Source organism: Streptomyces nymphaeiformis (genome assembly GCF_014203895.1).
GTDB classification, from domain to species: domain Bacteria; phylum Actinomycetota; class Actinomycetes; order Streptomycetales; family Streptomycetaceae; genus Streptomyces; species Streptomyces nymphaeiformis.
The window spans coordinates 89,283-108,163 of the sequence record NZ_JACHJY010000012.1; the positions used below are offsets into that span (position 1 = coordinate 89,283).

General features: G+C 73.3%; 19 protein-coding genes. 9 read left to right on the top strand and 10 right to left on the bottom strand.

Features of this window, described 5'->3' with window-relative positions:
* The first annotated feature begins 140 nt into the window (after positions 1–140).
* A complete protein-coding gene (locus tag GGE06_RS35140; RefSeq protein WP_181924553.1) occupies positions 141–419 on the top strand; it encodes an adenylate cyclase in 279 nt (92 codons plus the stop codon).
* 52 nt (positions 420–471) lie between these two features.
* Here GGE06_RS35140 and GGE06_RS35145 read toward each other — a convergent pair whose 3' ends face one another.
* Positions 472–1,356, bottom strand: a complete 885-nt coding sequence (locus GGE06_RS35145; protein WP_312883421.1) for an EamA family transporter — start codon at positions 1,354–1,356, stop codon at positions 472–474.
* Between the two features lie 198 nt (positions 1,357–1,554).
* Between GGE06_RS35145 and GGE06_RS35150 the strand changes: the two genes are divergently transcribed.
* A complete protein-coding gene (locus GGE06_RS35150; protein WP_116159546.1) occupies positions 1,555–2,412 on the top strand; it encodes a LysR family transcriptional regulator in 858 nt (285 codons plus the stop codon).
* Here the strand turns inward: GGE06_RS35150 and GGE06_RS35155 are convergent.
* Complete coding sequence (locus GGE06_RS35155; protein WP_184932694.1) at positions 2,399–3,340, bottom strand: DUF2199 domain-containing protein; 942 nt, start codon at positions 3,338–3,340, stop codon at positions 2,399–2,401. The two genes, GGE06_RS35150 and GGE06_RS35155, sit on opposite strands and share 14 nt — an antisense overlap.
* A 91-nt stretch (positions 3,341–3,431) precedes the next feature.
* Between GGE06_RS35155 and GGE06_RS35160 the strand changes: the two genes are divergently transcribed.
* Positions 3,432–3,815 carry a nuclear transport factor 2 family protein gene (locus tag GGE06_RS35160; protein ID WP_184932695.1) on the top strand — a complete coding sequence of 128 codons (384 nt, stop codon included), beginning with the start codon at positions 3,432–3,434 and terminating at the stop codon, positions 3,813–3,815.
* An 89-nt stretch (positions 3,816–3,904) separates the two neighbouring features.
* The gene (locus tag GGE06_RS35170) at positions 3,905–4,168 is read left to right on the top strand and encodes a rhodanese-like domain-containing protein (protein ID WP_116159549.1); all 264 of its coding nucleotides are present in this window, start codon (positions 3,905–3,907) and stop codon (positions 4,166–4,168) included.
* 49 nt (positions 4,169–4,217) lie between these two features.
* Here the strand turns inward: GGE06_RS35170 and GGE06_RS35175 are convergent, their stop codons facing one another.
* Positions 4,218–6,995 carry an FAD-binding and (Fe-S)-binding domain-containing protein gene (locus tag GGE06_RS35175; RefSeq protein ID WP_184932696.1) on the bottom strand — a complete coding sequence of 926 codons (2,778 nt, stop codon included), beginning with the start codon at positions 6,993–6,995 and terminating at the stop codon, positions 4,218–4,220.
* A gap of 51 nt (positions 6,996–7,046) precedes the next feature.
* Between GGE06_RS35175 and serC the strand changes: the two genes are divergently transcribed.
* The gene (gene serC, locus GGE06_RS35180) at positions 7,047–8,165 is read left to right on the top strand and encodes a phosphoserine transaminase (RefSeq protein ID WP_184932697.1); all 1,119 of its coding nucleotides are present in this window, start codon (positions 7,047–7,049) and stop codon (positions 8,163–8,165) included.
* Between the two features lie 66 nt (positions 8,166–8,231).
* Here serC and GGE06_RS35185 read toward each other — a convergent pair whose 3' ends face one another.
* Positions 8,232–9,218, bottom strand: a complete 987-nt coding sequence (locus GGE06_RS35185) for a WD40 repeat domain-containing protein (RefSeq protein ID WP_184932698.1) — start codon at positions 9,216–9,218, stop codon at positions 8,232–8,234.
* A 164-nt stretch (positions 9,219–9,382) separates the two neighbouring features.
* On the opposite strand from GGE06_RS35185, the gene GGE06_RS35190 reads away from it, so the two are divergent.
* Positions 9,383–10,228, top strand: coding sequence for an alpha/beta fold hydrolase (locus tag GGE06_RS35190; RefSeq protein ID WP_116165383.1), 846 nt, complete (start codon positions 9,383–9,385; stop codon positions 10,226–10,228).
* A 57-nt stretch (positions 10,229–10,285) separates the two neighbouring features.
* The gene (locus tag GGE06_RS35195) at positions 10,286–10,996 is read left to right on the top strand and encodes a GDSL-type esterase/lipase family protein (protein WP_116165384.1); all 711 of its coding nucleotides are present in this window, start codon (positions 10,286–10,288) and stop codon (positions 10,994–10,996) included.
* Here GGE06_RS35195 and GGE06_RS35200 read toward each other — a convergent pair.
* Entirely contained in the window at positions 10,980–11,384 is a 405-nt protein-coding gene (locus GGE06_RS35200; RefSeq protein ID WP_184932767.1) for a carboxymuconolactone decarboxylase family protein, read from the bottom strand. The genes GGE06_RS35195 and GGE06_RS35200 overlap by 17 nt on opposite strands.
* 51 nt (positions 11,385–11,435) lie before the next feature.
* Here GGE06_RS35200 and GGE06_RS35205 point away from each other — a divergent pair, with 51 nt between their 5' ends.
* On the top strand, positions 11,436–11,969 hold the full coding sequence (locus tag GGE06_RS35205) for a MarR family winged helix-turn-helix transcriptional regulator (protein WP_220378533.1): 534 nt from the start codon (positions 11,436–11,438) through the stop codon (positions 11,967–11,969).
* Positions 11,970–11,984: 15 nt separating this feature from the next.
* Here the strand turns inward: GGE06_RS35205 and GGE06_RS35210 are convergent, their stop codons facing one another.
* The 3 genes from GGE06_RS35210 to GGE06_RS35220 form a co-directional block, all read right to left on the bottom strand.
* A complete protein-coding gene (locus tag GGE06_RS35210) occupies positions 11,985–12,974 on the bottom strand; it encodes an aldo/keto reductase (RefSeq protein ID WP_116159554.1) in 990 nt (329 codons plus the stop codon).
* A 216-nt stretch (positions 12,975–13,190) separates the two neighbouring features.
* Complete coding sequence (gene thpR / locus GGE06_RS35215) at positions 13,191–13,775, bottom strand: RNA 2',3'-cyclic phosphodiesterase (RefSeq protein ID WP_184932699.1); 585 nt, start codon at positions 13,773–13,775, stop codon at positions 13,191–13,193.
* Positions 13,776–13,812: 37 nt separating this feature from the next.
* Positions 13,813–16,089, bottom strand: coding sequence for an FG-GAP repeat domain-containing protein (locus tag GGE06_RS35220; protein ID WP_184932700.1), 2,277 nt, complete (start codon positions 16,087–16,089; stop codon positions 13,813–13,815).
* A gap of 84 nt (positions 16,090–16,173) precedes the next feature.
* Here GGE06_RS35220 and GGE06_RS35225 point away from each other — a divergent pair, with 84 nt between their 5' ends.
* A complete protein-coding gene (locus tag GGE06_RS35225) occupies positions 16,174–16,674 on the top strand; it encodes a GNAT family N-acetyltransferase (RefSeq protein ID WP_116159559.1) in 501 nt (166 codons plus the stop codon).
* A gap of 250 nt (positions 16,675–16,924) precedes the next feature.
* Here the strand turns inward: GGE06_RS35225 and GGE06_RS35230 are convergent, their stop codons facing one another.
* Together GGE06_RS35230 and GGE06_RS35235 are read right to left on the bottom strand one after the other, a co-directional pair.
* Entirely contained in the window at positions 16,925–18,289 is a 1,365-nt protein-coding gene (locus GGE06_RS35230; protein ID WP_116159560.1) for an MFS transporter, read from the bottom strand.
* Between the two features lie 26 nt (positions 18,290–18,315).
* Positions 18,316–18,759: a MarR family winged helix-turn-helix transcriptional regulator gene (locus GGE06_RS35235; RefSeq protein WP_116165386.1), complete on the bottom strand. Its 444-nt coding sequence runs from the start codon at positions 18,757–18,759 to the stop codon at positions 18,316–18,318.
* Positions 18,760–18,881 lie beyond the last annotated feature (122 nt).

Here is an 18,881-nt window from a genome sequence, read left to right on the forward strand (position 1 = left end):
CCGGAGCCGCGTCGAGGCGCGCGGCGCCGAGGTCACCCGGCCCGGCGCCCCGCACCCGCCCGGACGGCGGTCGCCCGCACAATCCATCCCCTCCCCGCGCACGTACCCATGACAGGCACTCCGCGGAAGGAGAAGTGGTCATGCATCCGCTGAAGCGTGCGGCTCTCGCGGTGGCCTCCGTCGCCCTCGCGGCGGGCACCGCGGGCATCGCCGCGGGCCCCGCCTTCGCCGGACAGCCCAACCAGTCCTGCGAAGAGCAGCCCGTCCGCCCGGGTCAGTCCCAGTCGGCCCCCGGTTCCGCCTTCAACCCCGACGGCGTCGCCGGGACCCGCTACGCCGGCGAACAGCCGCAGAACTCCGTCAACCCCCACTCCGTGTCCCAGTACGACGTGGCCTGCCTCCAGGTCTCGACGCACTGACACCCCCGCCCTGAAGCGGCCTCGGCCTGAACGAGGAGGCGGCCGGCCGCTTCTACTCGGCCCGGGCCCGGCGGGACTGCGTGCGGACCGCGCCCATGCTCGCCGCGATCACGAGGGCGATCGCGGCCGCGTCGGTCAGCGAGAGGGCCTGGCCGAGGACCAGGAAGCCGGCCGTCGCCGCGATGGCCGGTTCCAGGCTCATCAGGATCGCGAACGTCGGCGCGGGCAGCCGGCGCAGGGCGAGGAGTTCGAGGGTGTACGGGAGGACCGAGGACATCAGCGCGACGGCGAGGCCCAGGCCGATCGTCGACGGCACGAGGAGCTTGTCGCCCGCCTCCGCGATGCCGAACGGCAGGCTGAGCACCGCGCCGAAGGCCATGGCGAGCGCGAGCCCGTCCGCCTGCGGGAAACGGCGGCCCGTACGCGCGCTGAAGACGATGTACGTGGCCCACATGGCGCCCGCCGCCAGCGCGAAGGCCGCACCGGCCGGATCCAGGCGGTCGAAGCCGCCGCCCCCGAGGAGGACGACGCCGCCGAGGGCGAGCCCGGCCCACAGGAGGTTCACCAGCCGGCGCGAGGCGACCACGGAGAGGACGAGCGGGCCGAGGACCTCCAGGGTCACGGCGGCGCCCAGCGGGATCCGGTCGACGGCCTGGTAGAAGAGGATGTTCATGCCGGCCATGGCGGTGCCGAAGGCGACGATCGTCCCCCAGTCGGCGCGGCCGTAGCCGCGGACCTTGGGCCGGCAGACGATCAGCAGGACGGCGGCGGCGAGCACGAGCCGCAGGGTGACGACCCCGAGCGCGCCCGCGCGGGGCATGAGCAGGACGGCGACGGCCGAGCCGAACTGCACGGAGAGCCCGCCGGCGACGACGAGTGCGACGGGCCCGAGCCGATGACCGGCCGCCTTCGGCGCCACCACGGGAGCCGCGGCCACTGCCGGGGCCGCCTCCTTGACCGGACTGTCCACCGACGACTCCTTCACCCACACTGGTTCAATGAACTGGACCCCCAGTCCAGAATAATGCACCCCCCGCTGGGTCCACACCCGGACATCCCGCCTATCCCCTCCCACGCTACGAGCCCCCGCGCGGCGCCGGAAATGCCGATTGTGCTGCGGTTATGCTCCGGACGCATGAGCATCGAGCTACGCCACCTCCGCTGCTTCCTCGCCATCGCCGAGGAGTCCAGCCTCACCAGGGCGGCAGCCCGGCTCCACCTCACCCAGCCCGCCGTCTCCCGCACGCTCGCCGCCCTGGAACAGCACCTCGGCGCCCGGCTCGTCGACCGCTCCACCCACCACCTCGCGCTCACCGCCGAAGGCCGCGCCTTCCAGGACCGGGCCGCCGCCGCACTCGCCGCCTTCGAGGCCGCCGTCGACCCGGCGCGCCTGCGCCACCGCCCCCTGCGCCTCGGACACGCCTGGTCGGCCTTCGGCCCGTACACCACCCCCCTGCTCCGGCGCTGGCAGCGCGCCCACCCCGAGACCCCGCTGGAACTCCTCCGCATCGACGACCGCACCGCCGGCCTCGCCCGCGGCGAGGTCGACGCGGCGCTGCTGCGCGGGACCGTGGAGGCACCCGGCCTCGTCACGGCGGAACTCACCACCGAGGAGCGGGTCGCCGCGCTCCCGGCCGACAGCCCGCTCGCCGACCGCCCCCGGATCGCCCTCGACGACCTCGCGGCCGAGACGGTCGTCCTCAACACGGTCTCGGGCACGACCACCCTGGCCCTCTGGCCGGCGACGGCCCGCCCCGCGGCCACCCTCACCGTCGCCAACACCGACGACTGGCTCACGGCGATCGCCGCCGGCCGGGGCATCGGCGTCTCCTCCGCCTCCACGGCCGCCCTCCACCCCCACCCGGGCGTCACCTACCGCCCCCTCCCGGACGCACCCCCGCTCCCGGTGCTCCTCGCCTGGCGGGACGCCTTCCCGCACCCGGCGACGGAGGCGCTCGTGGCGATGGCGCGGGAGATCGTCAGCGGGGGGTGACGGCTCCGGCTTCCCTCCGCAGGGAACGCCAGACGTGCAGGGCCCAGGGGCGCGCCTCCGCCGCCTCGTGCGAGCAGTACAGCCCGACGGCCGAACCGTCCGGCTCCACCGCGTACCCGGTGAGGTCGAACCACGGGCGCCCGGTGTCCTCCGGCGTGGTCCAGAAGGCATGCCGTACGCCGCCGCCCGCCGCCGGGCTTTCGGCGTACTGCTGCGCGTCCGGAACCTCCGGCGCGCCCTCACGGAGCGCGGCGAGGAACTCCTCGGCGGTGCGACCGCCGGCCTGATCGTCCTGGAAGAAGGTCAGGGCCACGCTCCGATCGGATCCGGTGAACCGGTCGGTCCCGTCGGCGTACCGCGCCGAGAGCCCCGCCGTACGCTCCACCGACCATCCTTCGCCGAGGTCGGTACGGACGGCGACGGGCAGCGGCACCGGGAACCGGCCGAGGACGTGGTCCCGGTCCCAGACCTCCCCGAGCAGGCGTACGGCCGTCGGCCCGTGCCCCTCCACGAGGTACGGAAGCTCCCCGGGGTCGGAGATCCGCCCGGTCATCTCCGCACCGAGCACCTCGGCACCCCACGGCTTGACCTTGTTCGCGAGCCGCCCGCGCACGACGAGCTCCGGGTAGGCGGCCTCGTCGTACCAGACCTCGGCGGCATGCCGGAAGGTCTCCTCGTCGACCTCCAGCCAGGCCCCGAGGACGAGCTCGGTGTCCCCGCCGAGCCGCAGCGGCAGCAGACACCGCACGAAGGCCCCCACCCCGTCCACACTCAGCAGCGCGTCCGGCCCGGGCGTCCGCCGGGCGCTCTCGGGGACGCCGAGGACGGCGTCGGGCAGACCGAAGCGGATGTCGATCCGCCGCTCGTCGGTGAGTGCGTCGCCGCAGCAGGAGCAGGTGGAGACGGGTACGGGGGCGGGGGTACTCATCCCGGCACCCTAAGCCGGGCCGGAACTCGTACCGCACTCCGGGAACGCGCCGACGACCCTCGCTCCGAAGGGACTCGGGCAGGATGCTCCGATGGACATGAACAGCGAAGACATCGTGGCCGAGGTCATCCGGCGGGAGTTGCAGTTGCTGAGCCCGGCCGTGCGGTCGTCCGTGACCTTGTCGGACGCGCTCCTCGATCCGGATTTCACGGAGGTGGGCGCCTCGGGGCGCAGGTGGGACCGGCAGTCGATGCTCTCGTCGATGCCGGTCATGCAGGGTGCGGCCGACGAGGGCCCGCAGTACGTCCCCACGGGGATGACCGGCACCGTCCTCGCGCCGGGGGTCGTGCACCTGACGTTCGAGACCGTCCTCGACGGCAGGCGGGCCCGGAGGAGCTCGATCTGGCGGAAGCCGGATGACGCGTCCGGCTGGCGGATGTACTACCACCAGGCCACGCCCGTGCCCGACGCGTGAGGCGGTGATCAGCGGGCCGACGACCGGGCGAGGCGCAGCAGGCCGGCGCGCATGCGCGCCTCGCCCAGCTCCGGCAGGAGCGCCGCGACGTGGTCGGCCGCCACGGCGGCGAGTACTACGACCAGTACCTCCCCGGCGCCCTCGCCCTCGTCCCGGCCGACGTCGACGCCCAGGCGCCCGCCCTGTTCCCCGACCTGGACGCCGCGATCGTCACGTACTGCTCGAACCCGGCGTGCCCCAACAGCGGACAGGTCGCCGACCGCCTCGCCGCCCTCGGCTACACGAACGTCCGCAAGTACCGCGAGGGCATCCAGGACTGGGTCGAGGCGGGCCTCCCGGTCGAATCCGCCTGACCGCCACCCCGGGGCGAGGACTCCGCACGGAGCCTTCGCCCCCTTCGCGTCAGGGCGCCGGCGGGCCCAGCCCCTCCTCCAACCCCTCCGCCAGCACCTCCGCCACGTGCCGTCCCCGCGAGTCCGTCAGGTCGCCGATCTGGGTCCTGCACGAGAAGCCGTCCGCCAGGACCACCGCGTCCCCGGCAGCCCTCAACGCCGGCAGGAGCTGGTCCTCCGCGATGGCGACCGAGACCTCGTAGTGGCCCGGTTCGAAGCCGAAGTCGCCCGCCAGGCCGCAGCAGCCGCCCGCCAGGTCGCCCCTCAGGCCCGCCCGTTCGCGGAGGCGGCGGTCCGCCGCGTCGCCCAGGACCGCGTGCTGGTGGCAGTGGGTCTGGCCGGTGACCGGGCGGTCGAGGCGGGGCGGGGTCCAGTCGGGGGCCAGCTCCTCCAGGGCCTCCGCGAAGGTGCGGACCGCCCCCGCGAGACGCGCCGCACGGGGGTCATCCGGCAGCAGCTCCGGCAGGTCCGTGCGGAGGGTCGCCGCGCAGGAGGGCTCCAGGACGACCACCGGGCCCGTCCCCTCCCCCATCACGTCCAACGTCCTCCGCATCACCTTCCGCGCCGCCCCCAGCTGCCCCGTCGACACGTACGTCAGCCCGCAGCAGACCCGCCCCGGCGGCAGGTCCACCCCCAGGCCCGCGTCCTCCAGGACGCGGACCGCCGCCTCGCCCACCTCCGGCGCCAGGAAGTTCGTGAACGTGTCCGGCCACAGGGTGAGCGACGACGGCCGGGTCGAGGCGCGCTGGGCGAACCAGTACGCGAAGGACCGTTCCGCGACCCTCGGCATCGCCCGCTCGGGCGTCACCCCCGCGAGACGCGCCGCGAACGGCAGCCGCATCGCCGCGTTCAGCCCCCGCCCGAAGTGCGCCAGCCATCCCGGCAGGCGGCCCATCGTCCAGTGCGAGCGGGGCCGACGCCACAGACCCCCCGGGCCCGCGTAGTGCCGGTCGAGGAACTCCGCCTTGTACGCGGCCATGTCGACGCCCACCGGGCAGTCGCTCCGGCAGCCCTTGCACGACAGGCACAGGTCGAGCGCCTCCCGCACCTCCTCCGAGCGCCAGCCGTCCGTGATGACCTCACCGAGCGCCATCTCGTGCAGGAGCCGCGCCCGCCCCCGGGTGGAGTGCTTCTCCTCCCCCGTCGCCCGGTACGAGGGGCACATCACCCCCGGCCCCGAACTCGGGCCCTCCACCCGGCACTTGGCCACACCCACGCACCTGGCGGCGGACCTCCCCACCCCCTCCACCGGCAGCAGCCCCTCGAACCGCAGCCCCTCGTCCAGTCGCCGCGGCCGCACCAGCATCCCCGGGTTGAGTCCCCCGTCCGGGTCCCACACGTCCTTCACCGCGCCGAAGAGGCCGACCAGTTCCTCCCCGTACATCCTCGGCAGCAGCTCGGCCCGCGCCTGCCCGTCGCCGTGCTCCCCCGACAGGGATCCCCCGTGGGCGACCACGAGGTCCGCGACCGCCTCCGAGAACCGCCGGAAGTCCCGTACGCCCTCCCCGCTCCACCAGTCGAAATCGATCCGCACGTGCACGCACCCGTCCCCGAAGTGCCCGTACGGGATCCCCCGGAGGCCGAACTCGGCCAGCAGCGACCGGAATTCACGGAGGTACGCGCCGAGCCGCGCCGGCGGCACCGCGCAGTCCTCCCACCCCGGCCAGGCGTCCCCGCCCCCCGGCAGCCGGGTCGCCGTCCCCGCCGCGTCCTCCCGGATCCGCCACAGCGCCCGCTGCCCGGCCGCCTCCCGCACCACGGCCGCGTCGACCGCGTCCGCCGCCCCGACCAGCTCACGGGCCGCGTCGTCGCCGTCGACCTCGCAGAACAGCCACGCCCCGCCCTTCGGCAGCCCCTCCGCGCCACCCCGCACCAAGTCTGCCGCCATGCCCTCCACGGTCAGCGGCCCGTACGGAAGGAGTCCCGCCGCGGCGTCCGCCGCCGCGCTCTCGTCCGCGTAGCCGAGGACGACGAGCACCGGCTCGGCCGGCAGCGGGACGAGCGCGACCGTCGCCTCCGTCACCACCCCGAGCGTGCCCTCGCTGCCGCAGAAGGAGCGGGCCACGTCGACGCCCCGCTCGGGGAGCAGCGCGTCGAGGGCGTACCCGGAGATCCGGCGCGGGAGCCCGGCCGGGTAGCCCGTACGGAGGAGGGCCAAATTCCGCTCGACGAGATCCAGCAGACCCGCCGGGGCGCCCTCCCCGCCCCTCCCCAACGTCAACTTCTCGCCCCGGTACGTCACCACGTCCAGCGAGCGCACGTTGTCCGCCGTGGTGCCCCACGCGACCGAGTGCGCCCCGCAGGCGTTGTTGCCGATCATGCCGCCGAGGGTGCAGCGACTGTGCGTGGACGGGTCGGGGCCGAAGGTCAGCCCGTACGGCCGGGCGGCCTCCCGCAACCGGTCCAGGACGAGGCCCGGCCGGACGACGGCGGTGCGTGACGAGGGGTCCAGGGAGACGATCCCGCCCATGTGCCGTGTGAGGTCGAGCACGACGCCGGTGCCGGTCGCCTGGCCTCCGATCGAGGTCCCGGCACCCCTCGCGACCACCGGCGTGGTGCCGTGCGCGCGGCACACCTCCAGGACGGCCGCGAGGTCGTCGGCGTCGCGCGGCGCGACCGTACCGGCCGGTACACGGCGGTAGTTGGAGGCGTCCATCGTCGCGAGCGCCCTCGCGGTGACGGAGAAATCGACGTCTCCGGCGACGGCCGCGCGCAGGTCGGAGGCGAGTCCGGACGGGTCTTCGTCGTGTGTTCCCACAACGCCAGGATGTCCCACGTTTCGTCTCATCGGGCGGACATCCGGCGACCGGCGCCTCCCCGACCCGATACTCTCCGCCTCGTGGCTGAGATCCAGATTCCCGCTGACATCAAGCCCGCCGACGGCCGTTTCGGCGCGGGCCCCTCCAAGGTGCGTACGGAGGCGCTGGACGCCCTGGCCGCCACCGGCACCTCCCTCCTCGGCACGTCCCACCGCCAGGCTCCGGTCAAGAACCTGGTCGGCGAGGTACGTACCGGCATCTCCGACCTCTTCTCGCTGCCCGAGGGCTACGAGGTGATCCTGGGCAACGGCGGCTCCACCGCCTTCTGGGACGTCGCGACCCACGGTCTCATCGAGAACAAGTCGCAGCACCTCACCTTCGGCGAGTTCTCCTCCAAGTTCGCGAAGGCCGCCAAGCTGGCCCCCTGGCTTGCCGAGCCGACCGTGATCTCCTCCGACCCGGGCACCCACCCGGAGCCGGTGGCCGAGGCGGGCGCCGACGTCTACGCGTACACGCACAACGAGACCTCCACCGGTGTCGCCGCCCCGATCAAGCGGGTCGCGGGCGCCGACGAGGGCGCGCTCGTCCTGGTCGACGCGACCTCCGGCGCGGGCGGCCTCCCGGTCGACATCACCGAGACGGACGTCTACTACTTCGCCCCGCAGAAGTCCTTCGCCGCCGAGGGCGGCCTGTGGCTCGCGGCCTTCTCCCCGGCCGCCCTGGAGCGCGCGCAGAAGATCCACGACTCGGGCCGTCACGTCCCCGAGTTCTTCTCCCTCCCCACGGCGATCGACAACTCGCTGAAGAACCAGACGTACAACACCCCGGCGCTCTCGACCCTCTTCCTGCTCAACGAGCAGCTGAAGTGGATCAACGGCCAGGGCGGTCTGGACTGGGCCGTGGCCCGGACGAAGGAGTCCTCGGACGCCCTCTACACGTGGGCCGAGGAGTCCAAGTACGCCTCGCCGTTCGTCACGGACGCGGCCAAGCGCTCCCAGGTCATCGGCACGATCGACTTCTCGGACGACGTCGACGCCGCCGCCGTCGCCAAGGTGCTGCGCGCCAACGGCATCGTGGACACCGAGCCGTACCGCAAGCTGGGCCGCAACCAGCTGCGGATCGCGATGTTCCCGGCGATCGACCCGGCGGACGTGCGGGCCCTCACGGCCTGCATCGACTACGTCATCGGCCAGCTGTAACCGGAAGCCGTACGAAGGGCCCGGCGTCGGACACGACCGACTCCGGGCCCTTCGGCGTCCCTTCGGCTACCCCTTGCGGAACAGCCGCTTCAGGCCGACCACGAGGACCGTGGCGCCCGCGAGGACGAGGAAGCCCGTGGTGGCGCTCCCCTGGCCGTCCCCCTGGTTCTGCGCCGCCGGGGCCTTCGGCGCGCCCGGCGTCCGCGCGGTCGGCGAGTCCGAGGGGCGCTCCGCGTCCCGATCGACCCGCACCACCCGGCTGTTCCTCCCCTCCGAGCCGAACATGAAGGCCAAGCCGTCCGGCGTGTACGTCACGGACTCCGCCTGGCCCTGGAAGGGGGCCCCGATCGCCGTGCCGCCGTCACCGAGGCGGCCGTCCTTCCAGGCGTACTCCTCGGCCGTGAAGTAGCCGCGCAGGACGAGCCGGTCGCCGTCCGGCGAGAACGCGCCGTCCGTCACCCAGGGGACCTTCCCGACGCGCCGGAAGACGTTCGTACCGGACGGGGAGAGCCGCTCGGGGCCCGCGTACAGGCCGCCGCCGTCCTCGTTCTTGCTCGCGATGTACACCCGGCCGGTCTTCGGATGGACCATCAGGGCCTCGGCGTTGCGGGCCCCGTCGGCGTACTTCACGACGTACTGCTTCGCCTTGACGGTCTGGTCCTTCAGGGTCTCCGGCTCGGGGAAGCGGTAGATCCAGACGTGGTCCCAGGAGCCGTCGAGGTTGTCGCCGATGTCGCCGACGTAGATGTCGCCGTCCGGGCCGACGGAGATCCCCTCCATGTCACGGGGGGTGCCGACGCCGGCCATGGTGAGGGTGGCGACGGTCTTTCCCGTACGGGAGTCGACGCCGTAGATCAGGGGTGCGTCCTGGTCGTTGTGCGTCCAGTAGATCCCGGGGTGGGCGCGGCTCGCGGCGAGGCCGCTGGACTCGGTGATCCGGGGGTCCTGGATCGTGAAGTCCCGGTCGGGTTCCTGCCCTTCGGCACGGGCATGGCCGGCCGGGAGCAGCACGAGGGCGGCGGCCGCGCCGAGGGCGCACAGAGCAGATCGCATGGATCAAGCGTGCCACGACGGCACGGAAACCCGGCCGACCAGCGCCGGGGGCGGGCGGGGGCGGGCGGGGCCTCGCGGGCCGGCCCCGCCGACGGGCCTCGCAAGCCCCCCCGCTGCCGGAAACCCGTTTGACCTGCCCCTGGGCCGCTGTCATGGTCGCGCCCATGCCTACCTTTCCCGCCCCCGACGGCACCCTCCTCGCCTACCACGCGTCCGGTTCCGGCGCCCCGCTGGTCTGTCTGCCCGGCGGTCCCATGCAGGACTCCGCCTATCTGGGTGACCTCGGCGGGCTCGACGCCCACCGCACCCTGATCCGCCTCGACCTGCGGGGCACCGGCGAGTCCGCGGTGCCGGAGGACCCGGCCTCGTACCGCTGCGACCGGCAGGTCGAGGACGTCGAGGCGCTGCGCGTGCACCTGGGGCTCGACGCGGTCGACCTCCTCGGGCACTCGGCGGGCGCCAACCTGGCCGCGCTGTACACGGCCCGGTACCCGGAGCGGGTGGCCCGTCTGGTCCTCCTCACCCCGGGCACGGCGGCCGTCGGGCTCGACACGAGCGGCGAGGAGCGGCTCGCGGCGGCGCGGCGGCCGTGGCGGGAGCGGGAGCCGTGGTTCGGTCCGGCGTACGCGGCGCTCGGGGAGCTGGCGGCGGGGCGCGGTTCGGCGGAGGCCTTCCAGGCGATCGCGCCGTTCTTCCACGGGACCTGGGACGAGGCGGCCCGGGAGCGGCACGCCGAGGGCCACCGGCAGCGGAACGGCGAGGCCGCGGGGGCCTACGCCGGCGAGGGCGCCTTCGAACCGGCGGCCACGCGCGCGGTGTTCGCGGAGTTCGGCCGTCCGGTGCTGGTCGTGGCCGGGGAGGGCGACGCGAACACGCCGGTGCCGACGGCCACGGCGTACGCGGAGCTGTTCCCGGAGGCCGAGCTCGCGGTCCTGGCGGGGGCGGGGCACTTCCCGTGGCACGACGACGCGAAGTGGCTCGCGACGACGGTGGACGCCTTCCTGCGGTAGTCGCTGGTGTCCCGGATCACGTCGCAGCTCCGGGACACCGTCCGCGATGATGTGACCATGCGTTTTCTGTTCGTCGGCGACAGCATGACCATCGGACGCGCCGGCGACTGGACCTGGCGCCACCGCATGTGGGAGCACCTGGAGGCCACGCTTCCGGGCGGGTACGCGATCGTCGGCCCCCGCTCCGCCCTGTACGACCCCGCGACGGACGCGCCGTCGTCGGAGGCGTACGCCGACCCCGCGTTCCCCGCCGACGCCCGCCGGCACCTGGCCGGCTGGGGCGAGGGCTGGCTGCACATGGCGCCGTTGATCGGCGAGACCGTCACGGCGACGGGGGCGGACGTCCTGCTGATCTCCCTCGGCCTGATCGACCTGGGCTGGTACACGAACAGCGACCAGACCGAGGAGAACGTCCGGGCGTTCGTGGCGGCGGCCCGGGCCGCGAACCCGCACGTGAGGGCCGTCCTCCTGCCGGTCATCCCCAACGTCCGCGCCGGGTACGACGCCCCGTTCGCCGCCGAGTGCGCCCGCTTCAACGAGCTCCTGGCGAAGGCGGTCGCCGACCTGGACACGGCCGCCTCGCCCCTCCTCCTGGCGACGATCCCGGAGTCGTACGACCTGGAAGCGGACACCTACGACGGCACGCACCCCGGCCCGAGCGGCGAGCACAAGCTGGCCGCCGCCTTCGCCGACGCGATGCACCAGGCGTGGGGCCTGGGCGGCCCCTACGGGGTGCGCGGGTTGGACGGGGTCAGGCCGCTCGTGTGAGCCGGTTGGCGAACGTCGACAGCGTGTACGCCCCGATGCCGAGGACGACCTCCAGGGCGTTGCGGCGGGTGTAGCCGGCCTTCTCGAAGGCGGCGAGGTCCTCGTCGGTGACCGCGCCGGAGGAGGCGAGGACCTGGAGCGTGAACTTCCGCACCGCGACGAGGCGTTCGGCGTCGGGGGCGGGCCCGAGGGCGGCCATCTTGGCCTCGTGCATGTCGACGCAGAGGTGGCACTGGTTGCGCTCGGCGACGGTCAGGACGACGGTCTCGCGGGAGTGCGGGTCGAGGGTGGTGGACTCGAACATCGCGCTGAGCCTGAGGAAGCCGTCGAGGGTCTCCGGGGAGGTCCCCTTGAGGAGGGCGACGGCGGCGGCGGTGCGGGCGGACATGTCGAGCGGTGCGGACAAGGCGATTCCCCCGGAGAGACTAGAATGGACAACATGGTTGACCATGTCGCTGGAGAAAACGTAAACCAGGTTGTCGATATGGGCAAGGGGGTACCCGTGCGCGACACGCCCGGGTACGAACTCCCCCTGCTCCTCTTCGGCGGCTTCCGCACCCTCATCGACCGGCTCCACGCCCGCCTCGCCGACGAGGGCCACCCCGAGATGCGCCCCGCCCACGGCTTCGCCATGCAGGCCATCGGGGTGCACGGCGCCACCGCGAGCGACATCGGGCGGCGCCTCGGCGTCTCCAAGCAGGCCGCCGGCAAGACCGTCGACCGGCTGCTCGCCGTCGGCTACGCCGAGCGCGCCGACGACCCCGCCGACGCCCGCCGCAAACTCGTCCGGCTCACCCCGCGCGGGTACGACGCCCTCGCCCGCTCCGCCGCGATCTTCGACGACCTGCGGGCGGAATGGATCGCCGCCCTCGGCGCGGACCGCGTCCGGGACATGGAGGCGGCCCTGCGGAACGTCGTCCCCGAGGAGACGGCGTTCCGCCTGGACGCCACGAGCTGGCTGGGCACGCCCTGAGCCGTCCCCAAGGGATCACCAGGCGAAGGCCTCCGGAGACGGCCCCGGCCCCGGGAAGACCTCGTCGAGCCCGGCGAGGACCTCCTCGCTCAGTTCGAGCTCCAGCGCACGCAGCGCGCCCGCCAACTGCTCGGGGGTGCGGGGCCCGACGATCGGACCGGTGACGCCGGGCCGGGTCAGCAGCCACGCCAGAGCCGTCTCGCCGGGCTGGAGGCCGTGCTTGTCGAGCAGGTCCTCGTACGCCTGGAGCTTCGCCCGCGCCGCCGGGTCGGCCAGCGTGGCCGCCGCGCGCCCCTCCGTACGCCGCTTGCCCTCGGCCTCCTTCTTCAGGACGCCGCCGAGGAGGCCGCCGTGCAGCGGCGACCAGGGGATGACCCCGAGGCCGTACTCCTGCGCGGCCGGGATCACCTCCATCTCGGCGCGCCGCTCGAAGAGGTTGTAGAGGCACTGCTCGCTGACGAGCCCGACCGAGCCGCGCCGGGCGGCCGCCTCGTTGGCCTGGGCGATCTTGTAGCCGGGGAAGTTGGAGGACCCGGCGTAGAGCACCTTGCCCTGCTGGATGAGGACGTCGACGGCCTGCCAGATCTCCTCGAAGGGAGTGGCCCGGTCGACGTGGTGGAACTGGTAGACGTCGATGTAGTCGGTACCGAGCCGCTTGAGGCTGGCCTCGACGGCCCTGCGGATGTTGAGCGCCGAGAGCTTGTCGTGGTTGGGCCAGGCCTCGCCGTCCGGGCCCATGTTCCCGTACACCTTGGTGGCGAGGACCGTACGGTCACGACGGCCGTCGCCCTTGGCGAACCAGGAGCCGATGATCGACTCCGTCCGCCCCTTGTTCTCCGCCCACCCGTAGACGTTCGCGGTGTCGAAGAAGTTGAGCCCCGCGTCCAGGGCGGTGTCCATGATGGCGTGACTGGTGGCTTCGTCCGTCTGCGGTCCGAAGTTCATCGTCCCGAGGACGAGTCGGCTGACCTTGAGTCCGGTGCGTCCGAGCTGCGTGTACTCCATGGCCGCCAAGCCAACTGCTTCGAGCGCACTCGAAGCAAGGTCTTTCCCACGGCGTGGCAGGCGCGGACGTACGGGTGACCGACGGGGCGTACGAGAGGCCGCCGGGGGTACGAGCGGCTACTGACCGACCACCGACGCCACGGCGATGATCGCGAACATCAGGACGAGGGCGCCGGCCATGATCATGTTTCGAGTCTTCGGATCCACCCGTCGAGGTTAACCCGAGAGCCCCTCCCGCCCCTCAAGGGGCCAGGCGCCGACCGTCTCGTACCGGGGCCGCTCCCCCGGCACCCCGCGCACCGGCAGGTTCGACCGGACGAGCGCCAGCTCGGTCACCTGCCACCGCCGCCCCTCGAAGGACGCGAGCTCGTCCACGAACGGGCGAAGGGAAAGACCCTCCTCCCGCGCCCGGCCGACGGTCAGGTGCCCCTGGTAGCGCCGGTGCTCGTCCATCGCGACCCCGGCCCGGCGCGCGGCGGCGTCCGACCGCTCGGCGAGGAGCCGCAACGTGTCCAGATCCCCGGCGACCCCGGCCCACAGGGCCCGCCGCCCGAAGTGCCCGCCGCCGTGCAGCCGCAGCGGGAACGGCGCCGTCCGGTGCGCGGCCCGCTCCATCCGCACCAGCAGCTCGGGCAGCAGCTCCTCCTCGACCTCCCCCATGAAGGCGAGCGTGAGGTGCCAGCCGGGCCGCGAGGTCCAGCGGATCCCGCCCGCACCGGGCAGCCGGCGCAGCCGGGCGACGACCCCGTCCAGCTGGTCCAGCTGCTCCGACGGCGGCACGACGGCGGCGAAGAGCCTCATGGGGAAAGTCTGACAGGAGACGGAGCCGTCGGTCCGGTCAGGAGACCTGCTGGACGGCCCCACCGCCCCAGGTCGTCCCCGTGCCGGCCCCGGTCGTCGTACGGGGCTTGAACGGGGCCTTCCAGTCACCCGTACCGGCGTAGAAGTACGCGGCACCCGCCGCCGTCCGGGCGTACACGTCGGGACGGCCGTCCTTGTTGCCGTCACCGATGCCGACGACGTCCGCGTACGTGTTCCACCCGCCGCCGATCCGCGTGCGCGGCGCGAACGTGCCGTCGCCCTTGCCGAGGTACAGCCAGAGCACCCCGTCCTTGTCGCGGGCCACCAGGTCACCGGCCGCGCCGCCACCGATCTGACCGGTGGCGGTGAGCTGGTTGTAGATCCCCCACCCGAAGCCGATCTTCTTCCGGGGCTCGAAGGGAGCCGTCGCCGATCCGGTCGACTTGTACAGGTACAGGTCACCGACCTTGTCGACGGCGACCAGGTCCGCCCGCCCGTCGCCCGTCAGATCGCTGCCGCCGGTGAACTGGGTGTACGTGTTCCACCCGCCGCCGATCCGCACCCGGGACTCGTAGCCCACACGGGTGTCGCTGCCGGTGCCGCGGTGGAGCCAGAGGACCCCGTCCCGGTCGCGGGTGACCAGGTCGGCGGCGTTCGAACCGGCGAGGTCACCGGCGGCCTCCACCCGGTCGTAGACGTTCCAGCCGCGCAGCCGGCTGGTGCCGTACCGCCGGGGAACGAGACGCCCGGTGGCGTCGTCCCAGCGCGTGCCGATCTGCTCCAGATAGCCGTCCTTGTCCCGCGCGACCAGGTCCGGCGCCCCGTCGTCGTCGAAGTCGTGCGGCTTGGGGGAGCGGGTGACGGTGAGGGTGCCGGACGTGGTGACCGACGGCATCCCGTTCCACGGCCGGGCGGTGACCGTCCAGTCGTACGCGCCGTTGGGGGCGGCCTTCGGGTCCCAGTCCCCCAGCTCGCCGGTCCAGTCGAACCCGAGGGTTCCGTCGGGGTGGGCCCCGGTGCCGGACGCGGGCCGCACGACCGTCCGGGAGTCCTCCCACGACCCCTTGCGCCTCAGCTCGACGGTGAGGTCCGCCCGCGTCGTGGAGAACTTCCAGGACAGACGGGCCTTGGCGACGCCGTCCAGGTCGACGGTGACCGGCGCTCCCCCGACGTACGCCAGGGGAGCGGCGCCGTCGTTCGGTTCGCCGGTGGCGGCGATCAGCTCGGCCGACGGCCGCCCGTCCGCGCCGAGCGCGACCCGGTAGACGCCCGCGCCGCGGGCGGCGGTGGTCCCGAGGACGAGGAAGGTGCCGTCGGGGCCCTGGGTGGCGCTCTCGGCGTGGTCGAGGAGCTTGACCGTCGACCCGTCCTTCAGGGAGCGGGCCGAGAACGCGTGCCACGGGGTGGCGTTCCCGGTGGTGGCGCCCCACAGGAACCAGTCGCCCAGCAGTCCGCCGGTGACGTCCTGCGAGTCGCCGGGACCGAGCGGGGTCCGCACGACCTCCTTCTGCCCCCGTACGGCCGTGGCGAGCACCAGCTCGCCGCCGGTGCGCTCCATCCACGCCACGTGGGTCGGCGAGAGGAAGGAGGCGGACACCCAACGGGTGGCCGGGTCCGCCTGGTAGCGGCCCGTCTCCCGCCCCTCGGCCACGTCGACGACCACGAGCGCGTCGTACTGGTAGTACTCGTTGAAGGTCAGCGCGACCGCCGTGCCGGACAGGGTGCCGGGCATCCAGAAGGGCTCCCTGTACCCGTCGCCCACCGTGCGGACGGTCGGCCGTCCGCCGGTCACGTCGACCAGCTTCAGCTTCTGATCGCCGCTGACCAGGAGGGTCGACCCCACGGCGCCGCTGAGCATCCCGAAGGTGTCCCGGCTCGCCGACAGGTCGAGGGTGACGGGCGCGGCGCCGGTCGCCATGTCGTACACCCGCACGGTCGAGGTGTAGATCACCTCGGCCCCGGCCTCGTTCACCTCGTGCGCGACCACGACGATGTCCGAGCCGGGCCCGCCGCCCCGGACGTGATCGCCCGCGCGCTTGTCGATGACCTTGGACACCCCGTCCGCGTAGCGCGTCCAACGGGCCCGGCCGTCGGCGTCCTCCGACAGGAAACCGGTCTTCCCGGCGTTGATCAACTCACCGCCCGACGCCAGGAACGGCACCCGGACCGGCGCGGTGACGGTCGCGGCGGCCGGCGCCACCGCCGCCTGCGCGGGAGCGGCCGTGGCCGCCGGCGCGACGAACGGCGTCACGGCGGCCACCGCCAGGACGGCCCCCACCGACATCGAGACACGGCGTGACGAAGCAGTACGCAAGGCGTGTTCCCTCCCCGAACCCCATGGATACGCCTGTGACGACCCCCCATCCCGCCGGAAGGTTGTACGGCTACCCTCGGCCGGATGAAGATCCGGAAGGGCGGGGCGGAGGACCTCCCCGCGATACTCGCGATACTCGACAGCGCCGTGGTGTGGCTCAACGGCAAGGGGATCACCGCCCAGTGGGGCACGGAGTCGTTCTCCGGGCGGCCGAAGGCGGTGGAGCAGGTCGAGCGGACGATGTCCGAGGGCGACCCGTGGATCGTCGAGATCGACGGCGTCCCGGCGGGCACGATGACGCTGACCCCGCACCCCGGCCAGTACATCGAGCCCGCGACCGAGCCGGAGGTGTACGTCCGCCTCCTGGCGACGGACGCGCGCTTCCACGGCCACGGGGTGGGAGCGGCACTCCTCGCCCACGCCGAGGCGGAGACCCGGCGGCAGGGGGTGTCCCTCCTCCGGGTGGACTGCTTCGCCGGCAGCGAGGGCCGCCTGATCGCGTACTACGAACGCCAGGGCTTCACCCGCACCGAGGAGTTCGTGGTCGGCGACTGGCCGGGGCAGGTCCTGGAGCGGCGGTTCTGACGACGACGGCGGGAGGGGACGGGGCCGGAGCGGGGGAGGTGGTGTCCGGACGTAAGAGCGTCTTGAACTCGCGCGAAGCGCGGTGAGACGCAGTCCGGACACCACCTCCCCCGCGGAGGCCCCGGCCCCGGGCACACGGCGTACCCGCACCCGGGGCCGCCGCCCGCCCGAGGGCCACGTACCCGCACCCGGGGCCGCCGCCCGCCCGAGGGCCACGTACCCGCACCCGGGGCCGCCGCCCGCCCGAGGGCTACGCCGCGGTGGCGAGCCGCTCGCGCGCCACGAACCGCACCTGCGGGTGCCCGCGGCGCCAGCGCATCGCGACCTTGAGGCCGCCGACCCGGGCCAGGACCAGGCCCACGACGACCGCCGCGGCGAGCGAGATCGCACCGCCGGCGACGAAGCCGACGCGCGCGCCGTACGTGTCGGTGACCCAGCCGAGCAGCGGGGCCCCGATCGGCGTTCCGCCGGCGAAGACCATCATGTAGAGGCTCATGACCCGGCCCCGCATGGCGGGGTCGGTGGCCATCTGGACGGCCGAGTTCGCGGTGATGTTCACCGTGAGGCCGAGCAGGCCGATCGGTACGAGCAGCAGTGCGAACAGCCAGAACGCCGGCGACAGGGCCGCGGCGATCTCCAGGACGCCGAAGACGGCCGCCGTGATCACCAGCATCCGCAGCCGGGTCGAGCCGCGGCGCGCGGCGGCGAGGGCGCCGACGAGGGAGCCGGCCGCCATCAGGGTGTTGAGGAGGCCGTACGCGCCGGCGCCGACGTGAAAGACGTCGCCGGAGAAGGCGGTGAGCCAGATCGGGAAGTTGAACCCGAAGGTGCCGATGAAGCCGACGAGGACGATCGGCCAGATCAGGTCCGGCCGCCCGGCGACGTACCGCAGCCCCTCCCTCAGCTGGCCCTTGCCGCGCGGGGCGCGCTCCACCTTGTGGAGCTCGCTCGTCCGCATCAGCAGGAGGCTCGCGAGCGGGGCGAGGAAGGACAGGCCGTTGAGGAGGAAGGCCCAGCCGCTGCCGACTCCGGCGATGAGGACACCGGCGACGGCGGGGCCGATGAGCCGCGCGGACTGGAAGTTCGCGGAGTTCAGCGAGACGGCGTTGCGGAGCTGCTTCGGGCCGACCATCTCGGAGACGAAGGTCTGCCGGGCCGGGTTGTCGACGACCGTCACCATGCCGAGGAGGAAGGCGATCAGGTAGACGTGCCAGACCTGGACGGAGCCGGAGAGGGTGAGGACGGCGAGCGCGAGGCCGCAGAGGCCGAGGGCGGCCTGACTGACGAGGAGCAGGCGCCGCTTCGGGTAGCGGTCGGCGATGACGCCGCCGTACAGCCCGAAGAGCAGCATCGGCAGGAACTGCAGGGCCGTCGTGATGCCGACGGCGGCGGCCGAGCCGGTGAGGCTCAGGACCAGCCAGTCCTGGGTGATCCGGGCCATCCACGTACCGGTGTTGGAGACGATCGCTCCGGTGAAGAACAGCCGGTAGTTCCGGATCCTGAGCGAGGAGAAGGTGTCTCCGAAGAGTTTTCCGGAGAATCTTCCTCCCCGCCCGCGGGTGTCGAGGGTGGGTTGATGGACGGGTGCGGAGTCTGCTCCGGGTCCCGTACTCAAAGTGCGTCGCCTCCTTGGCGCATCGGTTACAGGTGGGCGAGCTTCTCCAGGACCGGGGCGGCCGCGCGCAGCTTGGCCCACTCGTCCTCGTCCAGGCCCTCGGCGAGGGAGGCCAGCCAGGCGTTCCGCTTGCGGCGGGACTCCTCGAGCATGGCTTCGGCCTGCTCGGTCTGGCTGACCACCTTCTGCCGGCGGTCGTCGGGGTGCGGCTCCAGCCGGACCAGTCCCTTGGCTTCGAGCAGCGCGACGATGCGGGTCATCGACGGCGGCTGGACGTGCTCCTTGCGCGCCAGCTCGCCGGGGGTGGCGGAGCCGCAGAGCGACAGGGTGCCGAGCACCGACATCTCGGTGGGGCTCAGCGACTCGTCGACGCGCTGGTGCTTGAGGCGTCGGCCCAGTCGCATGACGGCGGAGCGGAGCTCGTTCACGGCGGCGGCGTCGTCGGCGGTGCCGTGGGACAGGTCAGGCATGTTCATTAGGCTAACTCATTACTCTGTCTAAATACCAACGGAGGCGCGCCGGCGTCGCACGGATCACACCCGTAAGGCCCATAGGGGGGCATGGAGGGCGGCAACCGGGTGCCCACAGGTCA

Coding starts and splice junctions, on each gene's coding strand:
- GGE06_RS35200 (WP_184932767.1), bottom strand. CDS start 11,384: ATGTCCGCCCGCACCGCCGCCGCCGTCGCCCTCCTCAAGGGGACCTCC.
- GGE06_RS35190 (WP_116165383.1), top strand. CDS start 9,383: ATGCCTACCTTTCCCGCCCCCGACGGCACCCTCCTCGCCTACCACGCG.
- GGE06_RS35210 (WP_116159554.1), bottom strand. CDS start 12,974: ATGGAGTACACGCAGCTCGGACGCACCGGACTCAAGGTCAGCCGACTC.
- GGE06_RS35235 (WP_116165386.1), bottom strand. CDS start 18,759: ATGCCTGACCTGTCCCACGGCACCGCCGACGACGCCGCCGCCGTGAAC.
- GGE06_RS35195 (WP_116165384.1), top strand. CDS start 10,286: ATGCGTTTTCTGTTCGTCGGCGACAGCATGACCATCGGACGCGCCGGC.
- GGE06_RS35185 (WP_184932698.1), bottom strand. CDS start 9,218: ATGCGATCTGCTCTGTGCGCCCTCGGCGCGGCCGCCGCCCTCGTGCTG.
- GGE06_RS35205 (WP_220378533.1), top strand. CDS start 11,436: ATGGTTGACCATGTCGCTGGAGAAAACGTAAACCAGGTTGTCGATATG.
- GGE06_RS35225 (WP_116159559.1), top strand. CDS start 16,174: ATGAAGATCCGGAAGGGCGGGGCGGAGGACCTCCCCGCGATACTCGCG.
- GGE06_RS35150 (WP_116159546.1), top strand. CDS start 1,555: ATGAGCATCGAGCTACGCCACCTCCGCTGCTTCCTCGCCATCGCCGAG.
- GGE06_RS35140 (WP_181924553.1), top strand. CDS start 141: ATGCATCCGCTGAAGCGTGCGGCTCTCGCGGTGGCCTCCGTCGCCCTC.
- GGE06_RS35175 (WP_184932696.1), bottom strand. CDS start 6,995: ATGAGACGAAACGTGGGACATCCTGGCGTTGTGGGAACACACGACGAA.
- thpR (WP_184932699.1), bottom strand. CDS start 13,775: ATGAGGCTCTTCGCCGCCGTCGTGCCGCCGTCGGAGCAGCTGGACCAG.
- GGE06_RS35155 (WP_184932694.1), bottom strand. CDS start 3,340: ATGAGTACCCCCGCCCCCGTACCCGTCTCCACCTGCTCCTGCTGCGGC.
- GGE06_RS35160 (WP_184932695.1), top strand. CDS start 3,432: ATGGACATGAACAGCGAAGACATCGTGGCCGAGGTCATCCGGCGGGAG.